This window comes from Virgibacillus salexigens (assembly GCF_014905415.1).
Lineage (GTDB): Bacteria > Bacillota > Bacilli > Bacillales > Amphibacillaceae > Virgibacillus > Virgibacillus salexigens.
In genome coordinates, this window is sequence record NZ_BNEO01000005.1 from 214,677 (window position 1) to 235,463 (window position 20,787).

22 protein-coding genes are annotated in these 20,787 nt (G+C 37.1%); 14 read left to right on the forward strand and 8 right to left on the reverse strand.

Annotated elements, in window-relative coordinates:
* Positions 1 to 34: 34 nt before the first annotated feature.
* Positions 35 to 907 (reverse strand): NAD(P)-dependent oxidoreductase, encoded by an 873-nt coding sequence (locus JKP73_RS18290; RefSeq protein WP_188943639.1) that lies wholly within the window; start codon positions 905 to 907, stop codon positions 35 to 37.
* 107 nt (positions 908 to 1,014) lie between these two features.
* On the opposite strand from JKP73_RS18290, the gene JKP73_RS18295 reads away from it, so the two are divergent.
* Together JKP73_RS18295 and JKP73_RS18300 are read left to right on the forward strand one after the other, a co-directional pair.
* Positions 1,015 to 1,464, forward strand: a complete 450-nt coding sequence (locus JKP73_RS18295; RefSeq protein WP_021288639.1) for a GNAT family N-acetyltransferase — start codon at positions 1,015 to 1,017, stop codon at positions 1,462 to 1,464.
* A gap of 108 nt (positions 1,465 to 1,572) precedes the next feature.
* Positions 1,573 to 1,908: a hypothetical protein gene (locus tag JKP73_RS18300; protein ID WP_200411634.1), complete on the forward strand. Its 336-nt coding sequence runs from the start codon at positions 1,573 to 1,575 to the stop codon at positions 1,906 to 1,908.
* A gap of 1,012 nt (positions 1,909 to 2,920) precedes the next feature.
* On the opposite strand, the gene JKP73_RS18305 is transcribed toward JKP73_RS18300, so the two are convergent.
* The gene (locus JKP73_RS18305) at positions 2,921 to 3,271 is read right to left on the reverse strand and encodes a P-loop NTPase family protein (protein WP_051739228.1); all 351 of its coding nucleotides are present in this window, start codon (positions 3,269 to 3,271) and stop codon (positions 2,921 to 2,923) included.
* A 138-nt stretch (positions 3,272 to 3,409) separates the two neighbouring features.
* Here JKP73_RS18305 and JKP73_RS18310 point away from each other — a divergent pair, with 138 nt between their 5' ends.
* From JKP73_RS18310 to JKP73_RS18320, 3 genes are all read left to right on the forward strand, one after another.
* The gene (locus JKP73_RS18310; RefSeq protein ID WP_021288636.1) at positions 3,410 to 4,378 is read left to right on the forward strand and encodes a helix-turn-helix transcriptional regulator; all 969 of its coding nucleotides are present in this window, start codon (positions 3,410 to 3,412) and stop codon (positions 4,376 to 4,378) included.
* A 259-nt stretch (positions 4,379 to 4,637) separates the two neighbouring features.
* Positions 4,638 to 5,306 (forward strand): TraR/DksA C4-type zinc finger protein, encoded by a 669-nt coding sequence (locus JKP73_RS18315; protein ID WP_021288635.1) that lies wholly within the window; start codon positions 4,638 to 4,640, stop codon positions 5,304 to 5,306.
* A 65-nt stretch (positions 5,307 to 5,371) separates the two neighbouring features.
* Positions 5,372 to 5,578, forward strand: a complete 207-nt coding sequence (locus JKP73_RS18320) for a zinc ribbon domain-containing protein (protein WP_021288634.1) — start codon at positions 5,372 to 5,374, stop codon at positions 5,576 to 5,578.
* A gap of 54 nt (positions 5,579 to 5,632) precedes the next feature.
* Here JKP73_RS18320 and JKP73_RS18325 read toward each other — a convergent pair whose 3' ends face one another.
* Positions 5,633 to 7,006 (reverse strand): S1C family serine protease, encoded by a 1,374-nt coding sequence (locus JKP73_RS18325; RefSeq protein ID WP_200411635.1) that lies wholly within the window; start codon positions 7,004 to 7,006, stop codon positions 5,633 to 5,635.
* A 306-nt stretch (positions 7,007 to 7,312) separates the two neighbouring features.
* Here JKP73_RS18325 and JKP73_RS18330 point away from each other — a divergent pair, with 306 nt between their 5' ends.
* The 5 genes from JKP73_RS18330 (at position 7,313) to JKP73_RS18350 (ending at position 13,272) form a co-directional block, all read left to right on the forward strand.
* On the forward strand, positions 7,313 to 8,002 hold the full coding sequence (locus JKP73_RS18330) for a response regulator transcription factor (protein WP_021288632.1): 690 nt from the start codon (positions 7,313 to 7,315) through the stop codon (positions 8,000 to 8,002).
* Entirely contained in the window at positions 7,999 to 9,339 is a 1,341-nt protein-coding gene (locus JKP73_RS18335) for a sensor histidine kinase (RefSeq protein ID WP_021288631.1), read from the forward strand. The genes JKP73_RS18330 and JKP73_RS18335 overlap by 4 nt, the downstream gene beginning before the upstream one ends.
* Before the next feature lie 82 nt (positions 9,340 to 9,421).
* Positions 9,422 to 11,251 carry a translational GTPase TypA gene (typA, locus tag JKP73_RS18340; protein ID WP_021288630.1) on the forward strand — a complete coding sequence of 610 codons (1,830 nt, stop codon included), beginning with the start codon at positions 9,422 to 9,424 and terminating at the stop codon, positions 11,249 to 11,251.
* A gap of 441 nt (positions 11,252 to 11,692) precedes the next feature.
* Positions 11,693 to 12,775 carry a PQQ-dependent sugar dehydrogenase gene (locus tag JKP73_RS18345; RefSeq protein ID WP_200411636.1) on the forward strand — a complete coding sequence of 361 codons (1,083 nt, stop codon included), beginning with the start codon at positions 11,693 to 11,695 and terminating at the stop codon, positions 12,773 to 12,775.
* A 224-nt stretch (positions 12,776 to 12,999) separates the two neighbouring features.
* Positions 13,000 to 13,272 carry a YkvA family protein gene (locus tag JKP73_RS18350; RefSeq protein ID WP_200411637.1) on the forward strand — a complete coding sequence of 91 codons (273 nt, stop codon included), beginning with the start codon at positions 13,000 to 13,002 and terminating at the stop codon, positions 13,270 to 13,272.
* Positions 13,273 to 13,294: 22 nt separating this feature from the next.
* On the opposite strand, the gene JKP73_RS18355 is transcribed toward JKP73_RS18350, so the two are convergent.
* The 5 genes from JKP73_RS18355 to JKP73_RS18375 all read right to left on the reverse strand — a co-directional run bounded on the left by JKP73_RS18355 (position 13,295) and on the right by JKP73_RS18375 (position 16,770).
* Entirely contained in the window at positions 13,295 to 14,161 is an 867-nt protein-coding gene (locus JKP73_RS18355) for a dimethylarginine dimethylaminohydrolase family protein (RefSeq protein ID WP_200411638.1), read from the reverse strand.
* Positions 14,162 to 14,266: 105 nt separating this feature from the next.
* The gene (locus JKP73_RS18360) at positions 14,267 to 14,446 is read right to left on the reverse strand and encodes a hypothetical protein (RefSeq protein ID WP_021288625.1); all 180 of its coding nucleotides are present in this window, start codon (positions 14,444 to 14,446) and stop codon (positions 14,267 to 14,269) included.
* 107 nt (positions 14,447 to 14,553) lie between these two features.
* Positions 14,554 to 15,510 (reverse strand): ABC transporter permease, encoded by a 957-nt coding sequence (locus JKP73_RS18365; RefSeq protein WP_200411639.1) that lies wholly within the window; start codon positions 15,508 to 15,510, stop codon positions 14,554 to 14,556.
* Positions 15,503 to 16,420, reverse strand: coding sequence for an ABC transporter ATP-binding protein (locus JKP73_RS18370; RefSeq protein ID WP_021288623.1), 918 nt, complete (start codon positions 16,418 to 16,420; stop codon positions 15,503 to 15,505). The genes JKP73_RS18365 and JKP73_RS18370 overlap by 8 nt, the downstream gene beginning before the upstream one ends.
* A gap of 188 nt (positions 16,421 to 16,608) precedes the next feature.
* Positions 16,609 to 16,770 (reverse strand): YfhE family protein, encoded by a 162-nt coding sequence (locus JKP73_RS18375; RefSeq protein WP_021288622.1) that lies wholly within the window; start codon positions 16,768 to 16,770, stop codon positions 16,609 to 16,611.
* Positions 16,771 to 16,960: 190 nt separating this feature from the next.
* On the opposite strand from JKP73_RS18375, the gene JKP73_RS18380 reads away from it, so the two are divergent.
* The 4 genes from JKP73_RS18380 to JKP73_RS18395 all read left to right on the forward strand — a co-directional run bounded on the left by JKP73_RS18380 (position 16,961) and on the right by JKP73_RS18395 (position 20,439).
* Positions 16,961 to 17,524 (forward strand): RNA polymerase sigma factor, encoded by a 564-nt coding sequence (locus JKP73_RS18380; protein WP_188943631.1) that lies wholly within the window; start codon positions 16,961 to 16,963, stop codon positions 17,522 to 17,524.
* Positions 17,521 to 18,276, forward strand: a complete 756-nt coding sequence (locus JKP73_RS18385) for an anti-sigma factor (protein WP_021288620.1) — start codon at positions 17,521 to 17,523, stop codon at positions 18,274 to 18,276. Before JKP73_RS18380 ends, JKP73_RS18385 begins: the two co-directional genes overlap by 4 nt.
* 129 nt (positions 18,277 to 18,405) lie before the next feature.
* Entirely contained in the window at positions 18,406 to 19,761 is a 1,356-nt protein-coding gene (locus JKP73_RS18390) for a hypothetical protein (protein WP_021288619.1), read from the forward strand.
* A gap of 27 nt (positions 19,762 to 19,788) precedes the next feature.
* Entirely contained in the window at positions 19,789 to 20,439 is a 651-nt protein-coding gene (locus tag JKP73_RS18395) for a class F sortase (RefSeq protein WP_021288618.1), read from the forward strand.
* Positions 20,440 to 20,787 lie beyond the last annotated feature (348 nt).

Sequence of the window (20,787 nt, forward strand, 5' to 3'; positions counted from 1 at the left end):
CATAATTGTTACCCCTTCTCTCAGCATTTTTGTTTTAAGCAAATAGTTTCATTAACGCTTGTGTTCCACTATCAGCTTCACCCTTTTCCTCAAGTTCCTGATATAACTTTAGTGAAAGCGATAATCCGTGTGTGGATAGACCAAGTTCTTCCGCAGACTCAAGCGCAATTCTCATATCTTTGATAAAATGCTTCACATAGAACCCTGGTGCAAAATCACCAGCAATCATTCGTGGTGCTAGGTTGGATAATGACCAACTACCTGCAGCACCAGTTGTAATACTATCCAAAACGCGGCTTGGATCGAGTCCAGCTTTTTTTGCATAAGCAATTGCTTCACAAACACCAATCATATTGGAAGCAATGGTAATTTGATTTGCGAGTTTTGTGTGTTGGCCTGCCCCCGCTTCTCCCTGAAGCATGATATTTTCTCCCATAATCTGAAAAAGCTCTTTAACATCCTGAAATGCTTGCTCTTCTCCGCCAACCATAATTGCTAACTTTCCGTTTCTGGCACCTAAATCACCACCAGATACAGGTGCATCTAAGGCATAACAATTTTTTTGTTTTGCCTGATTTGCAATATCTATTGCTAATTGTGGTTTTGAAGTAGTCATATCAATTAAAAACGAACCAGGAGACACATGATTCAATATGCCATTTTCGCCAAAATAGATTTCTTCTACGTCTGAAGGGTATCCAACCATGGTAATTATTACATGACATGATTTGGATAAGGCTGTTGGGGACGAATACCATGTTGCGCCTTCGGCCAGTAATTCTTCCGCTTTCTGTTGAGTTCGAGTATAAATTGATAATTTATATCCTGCTTTCATGAGATTACGCGCCATACTTTTGCCCATTACACCAGTTCCGATAAATCCGATATTTGTATCTGTGGTTACCAATTTTTTCTCTCCTTTCTTCTCTTTCTAATTCTTTCGACAAAATAAACAAGTTTTCCTGTATGCTATAGTTAAATTATATTGTAAACATAGTGGGGAGGGTTTTTTAAATGGAATGGGTGGTTAAAACATTCAATGAATTAGATGCAGAAGAATTGTATAAAATACTTCAGTTAAGAGTAGATGTGTTCGTCGTGGAGCAACGTTGTGCATATCCAGAATTGGATGGGTATGATTTTCGATCCATCCATTATTATTTAAAAGATGGTGAAGAAATCGCTGCTTATGCACGATTATTACCTGCGGGTAGTATGTATGAAGAAGCATCAATTGGTCGCGTATTGGTAGCGGCTAAATATCGTGGCAATGGTTATGGAAGACAATTATTGGCAAATGTACTACATTATATGAAAAATGAACAAGTGTATACCCTAAAAATACAAGCGCAACAATATTTAAAAAAGTTCTATGAATCCTTTCAATTTAGACAAATATCGGAGCCATACCTTGATGATGGGATTTGGCATATTGATATGACTTGGGTAAATGATCACAATTGATGTTGATATAAGAGCTATTATTAAAGCAATACTTTTATGCTTATTCATCACGAAAAGTAAGTAAATTCAAATGGAAAAAAGTGAAGTATTATTATTCGTATAAATTTGATGGATGATGCAAAAATAATATTGAATTTCAAGAAGAACCAACAAATAAAAAGGATGATAAATATGAATAATCGAGGTATGATGACTTCACTACTTGCCATAGGAGCAACGGGAGCAGCAATTTATGGAATTACAAAGGGAGTACAAAATGGAACATTTAAGAACATGTCCCAAAATTTATCGAATGCAATGAACAATTCAACAGCACAACAAATAACTCAACCCATCCAAAATATGACTAACAATCAAAATGCGCAACAACTAACAAACACACTAAGTGGGTTAAATAGTTCACAACAACAAGCGCCTAACAATCATTCGCAAAGCAGCAAATAACTGTTGACTACATGTGAATCATTGTAACTTTATAAATACTTTTTCTGGTATTGAGCGAGCGATTAGTGAATTACAAACATTTCGTTATTTAAATAAAGCCCCTCGTTTAAGAGGGGCAATTCGCGTGAGACCTTACATATACTATGTTTATATAGAAAGTGAGTAATCTGAAAGGCTAAGAAAAGCCTTAAATTTATGATGTGTCTTTAGTCATATTTAAATACATTGGTAAATATTATCTATAAGGGTTAACCCCATTACCTTGCCCTAGTTCAATTTGCGGTTGTTGTACTAGGGCTATAGTTATGTAATAATTCTTCTTTGGCTTCTAGACTTAAATAGTAGAGGAGTCCGTCCGGATGAGTTGTTTACATAAAATAGGTTCTATCATCGCTCTCGTCAAAATCCTTCGCTTTCCGCGAGCACGGTTCAGCTTCCTTGCCCCGGCAATCCCTCGTCAGCACACTTTCCTTCGGGATCTTCCGCTCGTACTGTTCCGGTATGAGTCTATGTATGTTGACTGCATGTGTATCATCGTTTAACTCATTCCTATTTTATCGTTTGACTTTTAGGTTACCTATTTTAGTTGTCCCCCGTCCCCTGGGTGTTTTTTTAATAGGCATACTCGCAATATAATTTAGGTATCACATATTAAAATGTATATTAAAATATAGAGATGTGAAACAAGCCCTCTTGGAACAAGAGAGGGCTAAAAGAATAACAATGTCTAGAAAGGAGTGAAATGTTATAACCATTTTAATATTAATCATATGAAAGGAACGTTTGTTGGTGTAGTTTAAAAGTTTAATTTTAATTAATTTACATAAAAGCCCCTTCAATAAGAAGGGGGCGGATAGAGAATGAGCTTCATTGTTTGTATGTCGCAATCACGCCATATAATTGTTTTAAAAGGAAAGCGAGTTACAAAACTCATCAACGATCTGCTTTTTTATTTCTTCTATGGGAAACTGCTGTGGATAAGTAGATATCATCATTGAGCGGCTGATTGTTTTCAAAAGTAGTCAGCGACGCGAAGGTTATCGGGTAATTCCTCTGTACCAATTATAAATAAGGTTTTAACAGTCAACTTTGCCAGTCTTTCAGCTGCAGGAGGATTTGGCCAAATCATTTCAAAAGCATGCCAGTTAAAGGTTCGTTTGATATGATGTCGAAGCATTTGTTCAGTCAGTTCCTTGTGAGGACTAGCCTGGACTTTACTAATCGTATCGAAGACGATGGATGACTTCCCTGCTCCGGATACGCCTGTGAATATAGTGATTTTCTTTTTCGGGATTTCAAGGGAAATGTTCTTTAAATTAGTTTCATTTACTTCGCTTAAAATGATGTGATTTTGGTCTTGCATACTGCACCTCCTGGGTAGAACGCTTAGTTATATGGAACAGTGGTCTCAATGAATTACCTATAATATTACACCCTGTTCTTGACAACTTATGTCATATTTTATTAAATAAACATAATAAATGATAAAAAGGTGAGGTTGATGAGAGGGGATCGACTGGTATCTATACTTTTATTATTACAATCACATGGGCAAATGACAGCCAAAGAATTAGCAGAAAAGCTGGAGGTTTCCGAACGAACCATTTATCGAGATATGGATGCTTTAAGTGGAACCGGTATCCCAGTTTTAGCAGAACGGGGGAAAAACGGCGGCTGGTCATTATTGGAAGATTATCGGACTAATTTAACAGGTTTAAAGGAATCTGAAATTCGTGCGCTATTTGTACCTCAGTCCACACAATTGCTAGATGACTTGGGATTTGCCCGTACATCCGAAGAAGCTAGGAATAAACTAATCGCTTCGCTTCCATCTATTTATCGCGAAAACGCTAAAGATGTCTGGAATCGTATTCATGTTGACATGAGCACATGGTTTAAGCGGAGAGAAAAAATAATGTCCTTCGAAGTTCTTAAAAAGGCCATTTGGAACGAATACAAATTAAAGATTGAATATCAGCGTATGGACGGAAATACTAGTGAACGAGTTGTAAAACCACTTGGACTTGTAGCAAAAGGAAGTCGTTGGTATTTCGTTGCTTCCAAAGAAAATGATGACATCCGAAATTACAGGGCGTCGCGTATATTATCCGCAAAACCTTTGGAAGAAACATTTGAAAGACCAAAAGATTTCAATCTTGCTCAGTATTGGGAATTATCAACAAAAGCATTTATAGAAAATTTACCTCATTACGAAGTACGAGTGGAAGTTCTGCCGTCTACCTTGACATGGCTTAAGTTCTCTGGACGATTGGTCCAAAATATGGAGGTTGAAAATATAACGAAGGATGATTGGGTCCCTGTCAAACTTTCTTTTGATACCGAAAATGAGGCAAAAGCCTATATACTGGGGTTTGCAGATCAAATAAGGGTGATTGAACCAAAAGAATTACAGGATAAGATTATTGAAATGGCTGAAAGTGTTGTCGCATTCTATAAACGTGAAGGGTAATAGTAAGAAAAATGATCAACATGGATGTATTTTCTTCTCGCTTTAATTTTTTACATGTATCTTGAAGCGCCTTAATAAAGGGATTTATATATAACCTTTGGCATTCCTGCATCCATAATGTATCAACTAAAAATGGAAATAAATTCTAAATAACCGATTTCGGATTGACATGATTTGGGAGCAAAAATAGAGAATGTCGTCGTCCTCTTTTGTGCATAGTATAGATACATATTCACTCAAAAAGAGAGGACGATCTTCCATGATTACGAACCAACAATTAGCGGCATGTAAGGAAGTCTTATTAAATCGGCAATCTGAGTTGATTAATCAAGTTCAGGATCACTTAGGGCTTACGCTTGAAACGGCACAGGAATCAATTGGGGAACTTTCCAATTATGATAATCATCCTGGAGATACAGGGTCTGAATTATTTGAGAGGTCAAAGGATCTAGCTCTTAATGAGCATGCTGAAAGGGAATTAGAAGAAATTAATGAAGCATTACATGCTATTGAAGATGGCACATATGGTATATGTACGAAATGTGGGGGAGATATTCCGTATGAAAGGCTAGCTGCTGTTCCTACTGCTGATCGTTGTGTGGAACATGCGAATCATAATGCATTTACGCAGCATCGTACCATTGAAGAGCAAGTTTTTAGCCCAAATATAAATCCTGATGAAAGATCTGATGATTCACAGGTTGAATATGATGCAGAAGATGCTTGGCAAGAAGTGAGTGTCTATGGAACTTCTGAAACTCCATCTGACTTCTATGGTGAGAAAGAAGACTATGATGAAATGTATCCAAATAGTGATGGAGCACCAGGAGCAGTAGAAAGTGTAGAAGAATTTTTAGCTGCTGATATTAATGGAGAATATACACATCCGGCTGCTAATCATAATAAATATGAAGAGAATTTGGACTAACTCATTGCAACTTCATTTGAAACCTTTATTCCATTTATTCGTAGTACAAATAAGAGGTGAATGAAATGAATCAAAGTAAAGGTTGTTTAAAATGTGGCAGTACGGATGCGGATCAAAAAGAAGTATCAATGACAGGTTCTGGGTTATCGAAGATGTTTGATGTTCAGAATAATAAATTCCTTGTTGTATATTGTAAAAATTGTGGATACTCGGAGTTCTACAATAAGGAAACTTCTGCAAGCAGCAATATTTTTGATTTATTCTTTGGATAACATTATAAAAAAACCCATCTCCTGTTGTTGAGGAAATGGGTTTTTACATGTTTATCATTCATTTGACTGGTTTGTTTTATTGTCTTCTTGTGCTTGAAGTGTTAATTCTGTTGTTTGCTTCTCACCATCACGATAGTACTCTATTTCGACTGTCTCACCAACGGATGCATCAGAATAGAGGAATTGTCGTAATTCTAAAATCGATGTAATTTCATTCCCATTAATTTTTGTAATGACATCAAATTGTTCTAAACCTGCTTCAGATGCTGCCGAACCATTTTGTACCTCTGCGATAACCATACCGCCCTTTACATCATCAGGCAAGGCAATTTCATTGCGATACTGTTGAGGTACTTGATTAATTGCGGCAGTACTAATTCCGATTAGCGGCCTTTCGATTTCACCTTCTTTTTCTAATTGTTCAATTATCGGAAGTGCTGAATCTACCGGGATGGCAAAACCTATACCTTCTACTTCACTACGAGCAATTTTCATAGAGTTAATACCGACGACAGCTCCATTTTCATTCACTAATGCACCGCCGCTATTTCCAGGGTTGATTGCAGCATCGGTTTGAATAACTTCTGTTACCCAATCTGCTTGCTGGTCACCATTTGTATCAATTTCAATGGAGCGATTTAATCCACTGACTACGCCTTTCGTCACGGTGTTAGCAAATTGCATGCCGAGCGGATTGCCAATAGCCATAGCAGTTTCACCTACTTTAAGGTCTTTTGAAGTACCCATGTTAGCAACAGTTGTTATATTCTCGCCATCGACTTCTAATACAGCTAAATCGGTTAATTCATCTGTACCTAGTACTTTTGCATTTAAGCGTTCCTCTTGATAATTAAGCACAATTTCTACTTCTTTTGCCCCTTCTACAACGTGTTGATTCGTAATAACGTATGCCTTGCCGTTTTCCTTTTTATATATAATTCCTGAGCCAGTACCTGCTTCCTCGCTTTCAGTCCATACGCTTTGCTGTTGCATATTAAGTACACCAACAACAGCTTTAGAAGTTTCTTCTATGTTAGTAGCAACATCTGCGTCATCGGAGGCCAAGGTCTTGACTACTTCTGCTGCTTCATTGTTTGAATTATCTGTAGCGTTATTATTGTTTCCGCTTTGTTGGTTAATAGGTATAATATTTGTTAATACCAATGCTACTATTAAGGCTACAGATACGATACCACCAGATAACCCTCCTAGGAAGAAGTGCAGCATCGATTTATTTTTTGGAGGTTTTTTATTTCCTTTAGAGTCTCTATGATTATCGGAAGTACCTGTATCTGTTTGATTATATGATTCTCTTTGAGTTTGATGGTCTTGATAGGTATCAGATAGTGGCCGTTCATCTTCGAAAGAATTATTTTCATTAGGATATCCATCCCAATCATTACGTTGATTTTCGTCTTTATAATCCATCTTTCCTCACCCTTTCCAAAGATTTTAAAAAACAGGCTTTAGGATACCATCTCTAAGCGACGAGGGGAGTTAGGGGACGCAACAGAGGTGTTATCCACCAGCCTGAATATATGAGTAAATGGCACTTCATGAGAATTTAAAGATGTAATTCAATGAAGTCACCATCGATATATTTATATTGTACCCACGCTATTTGGGATTCATTTGGTATAAATGTGGAAAAAATGTGTAAAACCATTTAGGATGTAAACATTAACTATTTATGTGAGAATAGAAGTAATTAATTTGTAGAAAAGGTGACAGAGTATGAATAATCATATTGGTGTTGTTGAAGATGATTCGAATATACAAAATATTGTATCCGCGTATTTGAAAAAAGAGGGTTTTGAAGTAACCGTACTGGATAATGCTGAGGATGCATGGGAGTTTTGGCAAACCGACCGCCCCGATATGTGGATATTAGATATTATGCTGCCTGGTATGGATGGTTATGAATTCTGCAAAAAAATTCGTAATGAAAGTGAAGTTCCAATTATTATTATATCAGCAAAAGATGAAGAGATAGATAAGATTCTCGGGCTGGAGCTTGGTGGAGACGATTATTTAACAAAGCCGTTTAGCCCGCGAGAATTAGTGGCTAGAGTAAAACGTTTATTCAAACGCTCGCAAGTGTTGGTAGAAAAAGAAGAACTGGAAGATAGAGTAACTGTTGACCAACTAACGATTGATAAGAAAGAACGGCGTATTTTCTTTGATAATCAAGAATTTGAAGTAACCACCAAAGAATTTGATATGTTATCGATACTAACTGAAAATATCAATCGCGCATTTTCTAGAGAAGAATTGCTAATAAAAATATGGGGAGATAATTACTTTGGAAGTGATCGAGCCGTGGATGATTTAGTGAAGCGGATTCGGAAGAAACTACCCGATCTTCCGTTGGAAACTGTATGGGGTTACGGCTATCGATTAAGGCATGAAGGAGATCAAGTATGAGGCTGCAATCTCAGCTAAATGCTGCATTTACTACTCTATTATTAATCGTCATGGCGATAACGGGATATTTGATTTACTCTTTAATTTTGGACATGCTTATTCAAGATGAGCAACGGCAATTAAGGCAAAAAGGAGATTTATTAATTGAGGTTCTAAATGAACAGTACGGTAACACGAGTATAAGTAATTTAGAGGAGTTTCTCCAGGATCAAGATTTACAATTATTTATATATGATCGTAATCAAAATGCCGTCGTATCACCATTACCTAAATCGGTTGTTGCTGAATTCTTTCGTACCAATGATTTTTCCGATAAAAATGAAACGTTATGGGAGTATAAAAATGATAAATACGTTACTTCGCGAATTCTAATTAGACCTGAAAGTACAGGATTAGAGTTAATTTTATTAACCCCACTTAGTGATATTGAATCTGTTCAACAGAATTTTATTTTCCGGTTACTAATTGTATTCTTGATAGGTGGCGCTATTGCAACAATTCTGAGTTATATATTTACACGTAAATTAGTAACGCCACTTTCTAAATTAAAAAAACAATTGAAGAAAATCGAAAAACGTCAATTTAATTCCATGGAGAGAATTCACGCTACTGGGGAAATTAAGGAAGTGGAACAAAGTGTATTTGAGATGGCAAACGAACTACAGAGGTATATTAATTCTCAACAAACTTTCTTTCAAAATGCAAGCCATGAACTAAAAACGCCATTGATGACAATCCAAGGGTATGCAGAAGGAATCCGGGATAAGATTTTTGATGCGAATGAAGAAGAAAAGGGCTTGGAAGTGATGGTAACAGAAGTTAAACGCTTGAAAAAAATAATTAATGAAATGGTCCTATTAGCTAAATTAGATAGTGAACCAGATGTTTATAATCCTGAAATGTTACAGTTATCTGTTATCTTGGAGCAAGTAGTGGATCGGGCTTTGCCAATTGTTAATGAAAATGGAGTTGAATTAAAGCACAGCATGGAGGGGTCACCAGAATTATACGCTGATGGTGAAAAGTTATTACGTGCCCTTTTAAATCTTACCTTTAATGGCATACGTCATGCGAACGAAAAGGTAAGCTTGCATATTAAACAAGAAAACAAGCGAATCCTGATTACTGTAGAGGACGATGGTGAGGGGATATCCGAAAACCTTATCCCGCAGATATTTCATCGATTTGTAAAAGGAAAGGGTGGAGAAACTGGCCTTGGATTAGCAATTGCTCGAGCTATTATTGAACAATCTGGTGGCAGAATAACTGTCGATCGCTCACAACTTGGAGGAGCAAAATTCCAAATAGAATTTTTCGAGCAGCATTTAGAACGATGAAACTTCAAAACTTTTACCTAATACCGGCAAGTGTGTTATAATTGAATGGTTTGAATCAACTCGTAAATAGAGGAGCTTACGTATGCAATTAAGAGAAGATATTCGCAACATCGCTATTATTGCCCATGTAGACCATGGTAAAACGACATTAGTCGATCAGCTTTTAAAGTATTCGGGGACATTCCGCGAAAATGAGCAAGTTAATGAGCGGGCGATGGACTCTGGAGATATTGAGAGAGAACGTGGTATTACTATTTTGGCAAAGAATACCGCGATTAAATATAAAGACACAGCCATTAATATCCTTGATACGCCTGGCCATGCTGACTTTGGTGGTGAAGTGGAACGAATTATGAAAATGGTTGATGGAGTGGCGTTAGTAGTTGATGCTTACGAAGGAACGATGCCGCAAACCCGTTTTGTATTAAAAAAAGCACTGGAGCAAAAACTTACCCCAATCGTCGTGCTAAATAAAATTGATCGCCCAAACGCACGTCCACACGAAGTAATTGATGAAGTGCTTGATTTATTCATTGAGCTTGGTGCAGATGATGACCAACTAGAGTTCCCTGTAGTTTATGCTTCTGCTTTAAATGGAACTTCAGGGTTTGAACCAGAGGAACAAGAAGAGACGATGGATCCTGTGTTCACCACAATTCTGGATCACATTCCGGCTCCAGTGGATAATCGTGAAGAGCCATTACAATTCCAAATAACTTTATTGGATTATAATGATTACGTTGGCCGAATTGGTGTGGGACGTGTAGTACGTGGTAAAATCGCTGTCGGTCAGCAAGTTGTCATTTTGAAAAAAGATGGTTCGGAAAAATCATTCCGTATTACTAAATTATTTGGGTTTATAGGCTTAAAACGGATAGAAATTAAAGAAGCAGTTGCGGGAGATATTGTAGCAGTTGCTGGAATGGAAGATATTAATGTAGGTGAAACGATATGTCCACAGGATCATATCGAAGGACTGCCTTGGTTACGTATTGATGAACCTACCTTACAAATGACTTTTCTTGTTAACAACAGCCCATTTGCTGGGAGAGAAGGAAAATATATTACGTCACGTCGAATTGAAGAACGATTGCTAAAACAATTAGAAACAGATGTTAGTCTGAGAGTGGAGCCAACAGATTCACCTGATGCTTGGATTGTGTCAGGGCGTGGGGAACTACATCTATCCATTTTGATTGAAAATATGCGTCGTGAAGGATATGAATTACAACTATCGAAACCGCAAGTTATTATTAAAGAAATAGATGGTGTAAAGTGTGAACCTGTAGAACGGGTACAAGTCGATGTACCTGAAGAATATACAGGAGCGATTATGGAATCTTTAGGGGAAAGAAAAGGTGAAATGCTTGATATGGTTAACCAAGGAAATGGTCAAGTACGCCTTGAATTTAAAGTTCCATCACGAGGACTGCTTGGGTATTCAACAGAATTCATGTCGCAAACACGTGGGTATGGAATCCTAAACCATACGTTCGATGGATATGAACCAATTATAAAAGGACAAGTTGGTGGAAGAAGAGAAGGTGTCCTAGTAGCACTAGAAAACGGTAAAGCATCAACTTATGGTATTATGCAATTGGAAGATCGTGGTGTTATCTTTGTTAACCCAGGTACGGAGGTTTATTCCGGTATGATTGTAGGAGAACATAATCGGGATAATGACTTAACGGTTAATATTACAAAGGAAAAACATTTAACCAATGTTCGCTCTGCGACAAAAGATCAAACCTCAACCATTCGCAAAACCAGGGAAATGTCTTTAGAAGAAGCAATTGAGTATCTAAATGATGATGAATATTGTGAAGTAACCCCTGAGACAGTCCGATTACGTAAAAAAATCTTAAATAAGAATGAACGTGAAAAAGCAGCGAAAAAGAATAAAATAGACTAAGAAACGTAAAACACTGAAAGTATTGCTTTCAGTCAGCTTGTAGAAAAATCTTATGTTTTTCTACAAGCTTTTTTGTGCGCCCGTGCGGTACCACTCGCTTTCTGCGGACGAAAGCCCGAGCCTCCTCGTGAAAATCCCACTGCAGGGGCTTTTTCCGCAGGAGTTTCGTGGTATTCGTCCTTCACCTAACTTACCTTGGATAGGGTGAGGGGGCACTCCATTTCCAATACATTTTGCCTATCTTTTTTTGATTGAAACAAAACCATTACTGCCTTTAAGAATTCTATCTAAAAATAACAAAGAAAAGATGGAATTTCAGGAAAAAAAGCAAGAAAAGACTGTAGTGTTTTCGTTACTAAATTTAGGGAATAATCAAAATAGATTAGTAAAACGAATAATGATGAGGTGTTGTGTATTCGGGAATTCTACGTATTCTTTATCATGGTTGTTATCGTTTTGGTATCTGCATGTGCACAAGATAACGATTCGAATTCGTCTCAAAAAGATCAAGCGTCACAAGAATCAAAAACCACTGAAGAAACAGATCAAGGAATCGAAAAGAAAGTAATAGCTTCTAATTTGCAAGAACCGTGGGAAATTGAGCAAGTAGATAGCTCGCTGTATATTAGCGAGCGAACCGGTTCTATTGTGAAAGTGGAAGCGGGCGAAGTTAATCGAAAACCCGTACAATTTGATGCTAGTTTATCCCAGCAAGCTGAAGCTGGATTATTGGGGTTAGCGTTCCCAGAGAATTTCTCACAAACAAATACGGCAATTGCTTATTATTCCTACGAACAAAATGGAGCATATTATCAACGTGTAGTGACAGTAGAGGAGACCGAAGAACAATGGAGAGAAAAAAGTATATTACTTGATAAAATCCCAGGAGGAGAGTTCCATCAAGGTGGAAGAATGGAGATTGGGCCAGATAATAAGTTGTATATTACTACAGGTGATGCTACGAATCCTGAATCAGCTCAAGATATGGAGAGCCTTGCTGGGAAAATTCTTCGGATGAATCTTGACGGTACCGTTCCCAATGATAATCCGCAACAAGATTCCTATGTTTTTTCTTACGGTCATCGTAACCCACAGGGTTTAGCTTGGGGGAAAGGCAGTCAGTTATATGCAACCGAACATGGTTCAAGCGCAACAGATGAAATAAATCAGATCGAAGCAGGCAATAATTATGGTTGGCCGGAGATACAGGGTGATGAGACAAAAGAAGGAATGAAAACTCCGATTATCCATTCAGGTGAAGATACTTGGGCTCCTTCTGGAATGACCTATTTACATGGCAAGTTTTATTTTGCTTCTTTAAGAGGGGAAGCACTTCGCCAATTTGATCCCTTAAAGGAAACCGAAACAGCAATTATTTCAGATGTTGGTAGGGTACGAGATGTAATGGCTGACCAGAATGGATTGTATATTATTACGAACAATACAGATGGACGAGGAAATCCAGCAGAGAATGATGATCAGTTAATGTACATTCCAATACCAAAAAATCAGCTGCATCAATAGTATAAAATAGTGGACCTTGTATAAAAACAAGGTTCGCTATCCATCCTTTTCTTAGGGCCTTTTGTGTTACTTCTCCCCAGCTATTTTATAGTGCTATGTCTTTAATTGGCTCATCTTATAAAGATTTTCATATATTATGCGCCATGTTGAATCATTCGGCAAATCACATATATATATGCTAGTATAACTAGGATAAAGGAAATCAAGAAAGGAGCTTGCTTATCATGCGAAGGTTTTGGAAACGTATTGGATTCCTATTTACATTTCAACGGTCTATTTCATTTTTAAAAGATTTCTTTGTGGAAAAGGAAGTTACAAAATCAAAAAAGATTTTGTTTGCTGTATTAATTATCGGCTATTTCTTATTTCCATTTGATTTAATTCCTGATTTTCTATTCGGCTTAGGTCTTGTAGATGATGTTTCAATAGCAATTTTATTATTGCAATGGATGATTAAAATGGCTCCCCAGCACTTAAAAGAGAAGTATTCGTTCTAGAATTAGGTAAGAGCGTCTATTGCTAACCTTCCATTCTTTTCAGTGGCAGTGTGCAGCAGCGGAAGGATCCGCCTGATTTTATAATTTCAGAAAAAGCGATTTCAGCTACTTTAAACCCAGCTTGTTCCATCTTCCTATTTAAGGCGCGGTTTTCAGGTAGACTTACGATTGTGTTGTTACCAATCGCAAGAACGTTCGGCCCCATCGCGAATTGCTCTTCATCCGTGACTTCAATAACCGTGTACCATGTCTTCAAGTATTGATAAGCAGCTTTATCTATCCCAGCTGGATATACGAGGGCGGTATGCTCCCCAATAATAGTCAATACACAATCCAAATGAAGAATATCCTCTCTTAGTTTTACGGATCGTATATAATGGTTAGGCAATACTTGCTGTAACTGTTGGATAGCTTTTCTGCTCGTACGATGGCTGTTTCCTATCCAAATGGTTTTACCATCAACTAGTACATCTCCGCCCTCGATTGCTGATGATATCGTAGCATTGTATTGCAGGTTATTTTGCTGTAGCCAGTCTCTTAAAACAGCAGTCTCTGGATGACGAACCTCTTCTTTCATTAATGATATAAATAACGTATCCTCAATGACAAATCCGATATCTCTTGTATAGACCTGTTCATTTAATTCTTCCTTCGTTGGTAATTCGCTTACATGGGTTCCTTCTGACTCTAAGAAAAGTTTAAAATCATGGTGCTGCTGCAGAGCCTTATCTCGGTTGATGTTATCTTTTAGATAATGCTCCTGTGTTTCATTAATCACTTCTTCAATTTTCATGTTGGTTGGTGGTACAAGAATAACTTCTTGTAATGCGTCATATTCGTTTTCGCAATAAATAGTCATAGGTTGGTTTTCGGGCAAAGCTTTTGTCATTTGTTGAACCTCCATTACTTGTTTACCTATTCTTCCCTGTTTGTTAAAGAAAGAAACAAAAAAAGGACTGCTTACAGCCCTTTTTCTGTAGGATCGTATCCTTTGTCAATGTTTATTATGTTCTTCTTCATTTGGTATATACTTTGCAAAATAAGCTGCGAATAATAAAAATATAAAGGACAATCCCCATGAAACAATACCGTTCCATTGAAAGTCTATACGTAATCCAACAACTAAGATAACCGCACTTAAACCAATGAAGAACACTGTTAAGTAACGTTTCACGTAAAACACCTCGATTACTTAGGTACATAGTTCCATCGTATTGTATGCATATATTATAATATGTGTCTTCAAAAATTTATATTAACAGGTTCTAAAAATTGGACTTTTTATTGCCCAGCAACATCTCTTTTCGTAAAAAACAGCCAAGACAATACTAAAAATACAATATAATAAACAATTAAAACACTGATGGAAAAGCCAAAGGTCATTCCTTCTATCCAGGGAGTATTGCCAGCGGCATATCTACTAAGGTCTGTGTTTGCAAATAATATATACTTGGCCCATTCTTTGTCTGCAAAGAAGCCAACGATAGAATTTCCCGCCATCATTAAAAATATTGCTGTACCGATAGCAAGTGCACTATTACGGAAGATGGAAGATATCATAAACGCAAACGTAGCCATCATAATTAGGTTAACCATACTATAACCATACTCAGTAAAAATGGAACCGACTAGTGAAACAACTTCGAATCCTCCCGAACCATCATTTGTTACAATAGAAGGATTAACCCCTTCTACGCCAAAGAAAATAGCGCCAATAATCCATGAAAAAGCAAAAACAAAAATAGAAGTAAATAATGAGAATAATAACACAGAAAGATATTTTGATAATAAGATTCCACTTCTGCTAATTGGGCGGATAAGCAAAAGCTTAATTGTTCCCCAACGGAATTCGTTTGCTACAATTCCTGCCGCGATAATAATAGTTAGTAAGCTAACTACAGATAAAAAGGCTAGATTTTCTTGGACAAATTTCCAGGCACCATATGCTTCAGGCTGGATATCATGTTCTAAATAATAGTTATTCTTTTCAATTTGTTGTGAATTATAGTCTGCCATCATTTCCTCATTTTGCATCTCTTCTTTCAAGGCAGCATTCTCTTCTTGCAATACTTCTCGCCAGTTGTCATCTTGATATTGTTCTGTTGAATTACCGAAATTGTTTGTCATAACTGCCATGCCAAGAATTAATAAGGCTAAGACAATGTACATTGCCCACGTTGATTTTTGAATATAGATTTTGATTTGTTCATTGTAGATAAGGCTTACCAGTTTACTCAATTGTATTCTCTCCAATCAGTTCAAAAAATTGATCTTCTAGGTTTCCTTTTGCAACATGGATTTGATATACAGCACAATCGTTCTCCATTAATGATTTAATAATTGCGGGAACTTGTTCCTTTTGACTACGAAACGATAAGAACTCATCGATTCGGACAGCTTCCAATTGATATTGCTCTTGCAAAACCTGTGCTGCTTTATCTATCGGTTCTACTTCCATTTGATGAATCAGGTTATGGTCGGCTGCATCACCTCCGACCGTTTGAATAGATATCAGCTCACCATTTTTAATGACACCAATACGATCACACATTTGTTCAATTTCTGATAATAAATGACTCGAAATAATAATGGCTACCTGTTCTTCTTTTGCAAGCTTTCTTATGTATTGACGAATTTCTCGAATTCCTGCTGGATCTAACCCATTTGTTGGTTCATCTAAAATTAAAACAGAAGGATTATGGAGTAAGGCTTGAGCAATTCCTAGACGTTGACGCATCCCTAAAGAATATTTACCTACCTTGTCGTTAATTGGTTTTTCAAGACCAACAAGGGTGACAACTTCTTGTACACGTTCCTTTGTTACTTCTGGCATCATTCTGGCGTAATGCATTAAATTCTGCCATCCGCTCATAAACGGATACATTTCTGGATTCTCAACAATGGCACCTACCTCCTTTACAGCCTCCTTATAATTTGTTGAAATGCTATTTCCGAGAATACGAACATCTCCAGCCGATAATTTCATTAAACCTACCATCATTCGAATTGTAGTCGTTTTTCCTGCGCCATTTGGACCAATAAAACCAAATACTTCTCCTTTATAAATAGAGAATGATAATCCTTTAATAATTTCTTTGTTTCCTACTGATTTTTTAACATCGATTAATTCCATCGCTGTTTCCGGCATTTTTAAACCTCCTATATCATTGTTATTAGGTATTACGTAGGGGCTTACTAGATTGTTTCATTCCTTCAAAAAAAATCCAATATATAAAGAGGAAATTCCTCTTCATATATTGGTGTTTGTCTATTTATAGGGGGAATTGAATGATGAATGTCCAGCAATTGTCTGTCCAATCTTTGTTTAATCGTATCTTATTTAATCAAATCAGGGTTTTCGTTTTTTGCTTCACGGACTCTTGATTTACGATATCCACCAGCGATGTCCGCATGTTTGAAGTCCTTTGAATAATGAACTTCTTGTGCGTCAGTCAACTGTTTGTTTTTCGTTGGTTGATATTGTGTATTTCTACTCATCTTTTAAAAATCCTTTCTTAAAAATGGTTACATTTCTCGTATTCCCGTTAGAAATATACTTAAACGTAAAAAATTGATCCATTTACAGCGCTTTATACGTTTCCTCTTTAGATGATTAGAAGATGCTGCTTTTATGAATTCGATCAAACCTATGATATTCTATAGGCATATTGCTATAAAGGAGAATAGGATGCGAGAACAAGATATTGAATTATTTCATCGCGTACAGAATAAAGATGAAGTCGCTTTAGAGCTACTTTATGATCGCTATGAGAAATTACTCTTTTCTTTTTCTTTTCGTATGACCAATAATAAATTCTTGGCGGAAGAAGCCGTTCAGGATGTGTTTACTAAACTTTGGTCAAAATCATTGCCTTATTCGGAAGAAAAGGGTAAATTTTCATCTTGGTTGTTAACTATTACACGCAATGCCTGTCTTGATTTATTAAGAAAAAAGAAATCAAATGATTATGAGCTAAAGGAGAGGGACGCTCTTCAAGAAGATAATGATCCTTCTCCAGAAGAAACAGCTGAATGGAAAGAACAGCATGAAGAGATACAACATGCGATTAAGGAGTTAAAAACAGAACAGCAGGAAATTATTAATTTGTTCTATTTTAGAGGATTTACTCAGTCCCAAATTGCAAAGAAGTGTAACCTTCCGTTAGGTACAGTTAAAGGAAGAGTTCGTCTTTCGCTACAACACTTAAATAAAATACTGACTAAGAAAAAAGAAAGGGGGATTCGTGAATGATGGATAAACAATGTGATCTTTTACTAGATTATTTTAATGGGCATTTAACAAACCAACAGAAGGCTGCATTTGAATCGCATTTAAAAGATTGCCCATCTTGTCAGGAAGAACTAAAGGAATTAGAAGAGCTGACAATGGATCTCCCATATGCAAGTGAACCTATTGCTGTTCCAGATGGTATGAAGCAACGTATTTTATCAAATGTTAAAGACGATTCACAGATAGAGAATAAGGCCACATTTGATCAAACAGACAGTGAACCTGGTCCGAAACCACCAATAAAACCGAAGCGTACATGGTTTAAACCGTTTATGGTAGCAGCATTAACGTTATCGTTAGTGGGTAATGGGGCGGCCTTGTACTATATTAATGAACAAAAAGATGACGCTGATACTGGAGAATCCTTTTCTGTAGATAGCATGAAGGAAGCCTACACACTTCAAGCTTCTGAAGATATTGAGGCAGCAGCAACAGCGATGATGATCGAACAGAACCGTGAGACGAACCTCATTATTCAAGCAAACAATCTTCCAGAATTAAAAGGAGATGAAAAATACCAAGTTTGGGTGTTAGAAGAAGGTAAACCGTTTCGGGCTGGTACGTTTGTAACCAATCAAGACGGCAAAGGTGGTGTATCCTATACATTGCATGACATGAAGGAGCGGAATTATGATACGATTGCAATTACAAAGGAGCCAAATGCCAATAGCCAACAACCACAAGGAGATATTTTATTGAGTTCTCCATTATAATTTAGAGGCGGAACACATGAAGTGTTCCGCCTTTTTTAGCTATGGATAATAAATTTTTTGATAAAAATGTGATCTAAATTTATTTCTATTTCGTTCGCTTTACAGATTAATAAAAAAGGAGAGAGTGAAATGAATTGGAAAAAGACATTGGTTATTGCACCTTTAAGTGCAACATTACTATTTTCAAGTAGTGTAGGTGTGGTAAGTGCAGAGGAAACGACAGATAAGCCAACCGTAGAAACAGCAGCAGTAGATTTACGTGCTGACTTAGGACATTTATTAAGTGAACACGCATTTCTAGCGATTGAAGCAATGCGGAATGGTGCAGCGCAATCAGAGGACTTTGACGCGTCTGTTTCCGCTTTAGAATCGAACACAGAAGATCTAACGGCTGCAATTGCATCGGTTTACGGAGATGATGCAGGTGAATCATTTCAAACGATGTGGAGTGACCATATTGGCTACTTTGTTGACTATGTAAAAGCCACTGGCGAACAAGATGAAGAGGCAAAACAGGCAGCTTTGGATGAGCTTTCCCAATATAAAGAAGATTTTTCGAAGTTCTTGGAAGAAGCAACCGGAGAGAGATTAGAAGCTGGTTCATTAGCGGAAGGTCTTCAAATGCATGTTAACCAACTAATTGGAGCATTTGATAGTTATGTACAAAAAAATTATCAAACTGCTTATGAACATGAAAGGGAAGCTATTGGGCATATGCATATGGTAGCAAAAGGTCTATCATCTGCAATTACAGATCAATTTCCAGAAGACTTTAATAATACGAAAGCAGTAACACCTGCAGGAGATTTACGAGCTGATTTAGGACATCTATTATCTGAACATACTGGTCTAGCAGTAGTAGCAATGCAGAATGGAGCAGATGGGGCTCCGGATTTTGAAGCAGCGGCAAATGTATTAAATGCAAATACACAAGATCTATCGAAGGCTATTACATCTGTATATGGCGAAGAAGCAGGAAAAGCATTTGAGGAGATGTGGTCTGAACATATTGGCTACTTCGTTGATTACGTAAATGCAACAGCTGAAGAAGATGAAGAGGCAAAACAAGAAGCACTAGATAACTTGGCTATGTATAAAGAAGAATTTTCTAGCTTTATGGCCGAGGCTACAGAGGGTAATGTTCCAGCCGACGCTTTAGCCGAAGGTCTACAAATGCATGCAGATCAACTGATTGCAGCATTTGATGCATATGCAGAAGGTAACTATAATGAAGCGTTCACGAAAGCACGCGAAGCATATGGTCATATGTATGGAGCAGCCGCACAATTATCATCCGGTATTGTTATGCAACACCCTGATAAATTTGCTCAAGAAATGCCATCTGAAATGCCAAATACCGGTCTCGGAGCACCAGAAGATCAATCTTCAACTATGGCATGGGCATGGATCGTTGGAGCAAGTGTGCTTGGTGCAGCTATACTATTTGTTATTAGAAAAATGAAATTAAATAATGAACGGAAATAGTAGATTTCAAGAAACAGGAGGGATTGGATGATCAAATATATAGCTTTCGTTGGAATAGCTATTTGTTTAGTAGCGTGTTCTCCATCTCAGAATGAAACAGCTGACACTTCGGTTTCCTCCAATCCTTCCAATAGTAATTCAGGTATGAAACAGGAACAGTTGGAATACAATTCGGAAACTGCGAATGTAGAAAATAAGACCTCGGATTCAATAATTAAAGATAAAGAATACCATCTTACGCCAAAAAAAATTACCATTGACGCTATTGATGTCAAATCTGAAATCGAAAGTGTTGGTTTACTGGATAATGGTGAAATGGCTGTTCCAGAGGATTTCACGAAAACAGGATGGTTTGACCTTGGTACGAAACCAGGAAATCGTGGAAGTGCGGTAATCGCTGGTCATGTTGATGATAAAACGGGTCCGGGGGTATTTTTTGATTTAAAAGATTTGAAAATTGGTGATGAAGTGAATATAACTGGAGAAGATGGACGAACGTTAACTTTCGAAGTAGTAGATAGACAGGTATTTCCTAAAGATGATGCACCAATTGAAGATATCTTTGGTTATACATCAAGACGAATGTTGAATCTAATTACTTGTATTGGAACATTTGACCATTCCATTGGCGGGAGAACAGAAAGACTTGTGGTATTTACAGAGTTAAAAGAAGAATAATTACTTAAGAAGCGTTAGAGTAAAAAAGAATCATCCGAACAATTCCTTAGAAATATTCATTTATTTATATTTGGAGAATTGTTCGGATTTTTTAATTGTTAATTTTTACAATTGAATTGCTAGGGAAGGAATGGATATCTTTCCTCTTAATCTTAGCAGCATGTGAAATAGGGATGAATCGAGCGGGAATAGCACAGTTCCGAAGGTCCACACAGATAAGCGACTTTTCTTTTAATCGAGTTAGCTAAAGCCGTGCCCGCGGGAGTTCCCTTATTGCATTGTACGGTTAATGAATAAATGTGTATTCGAAGTTAGATATCAGCACTTCTTGTGGCCAACACAAATAAT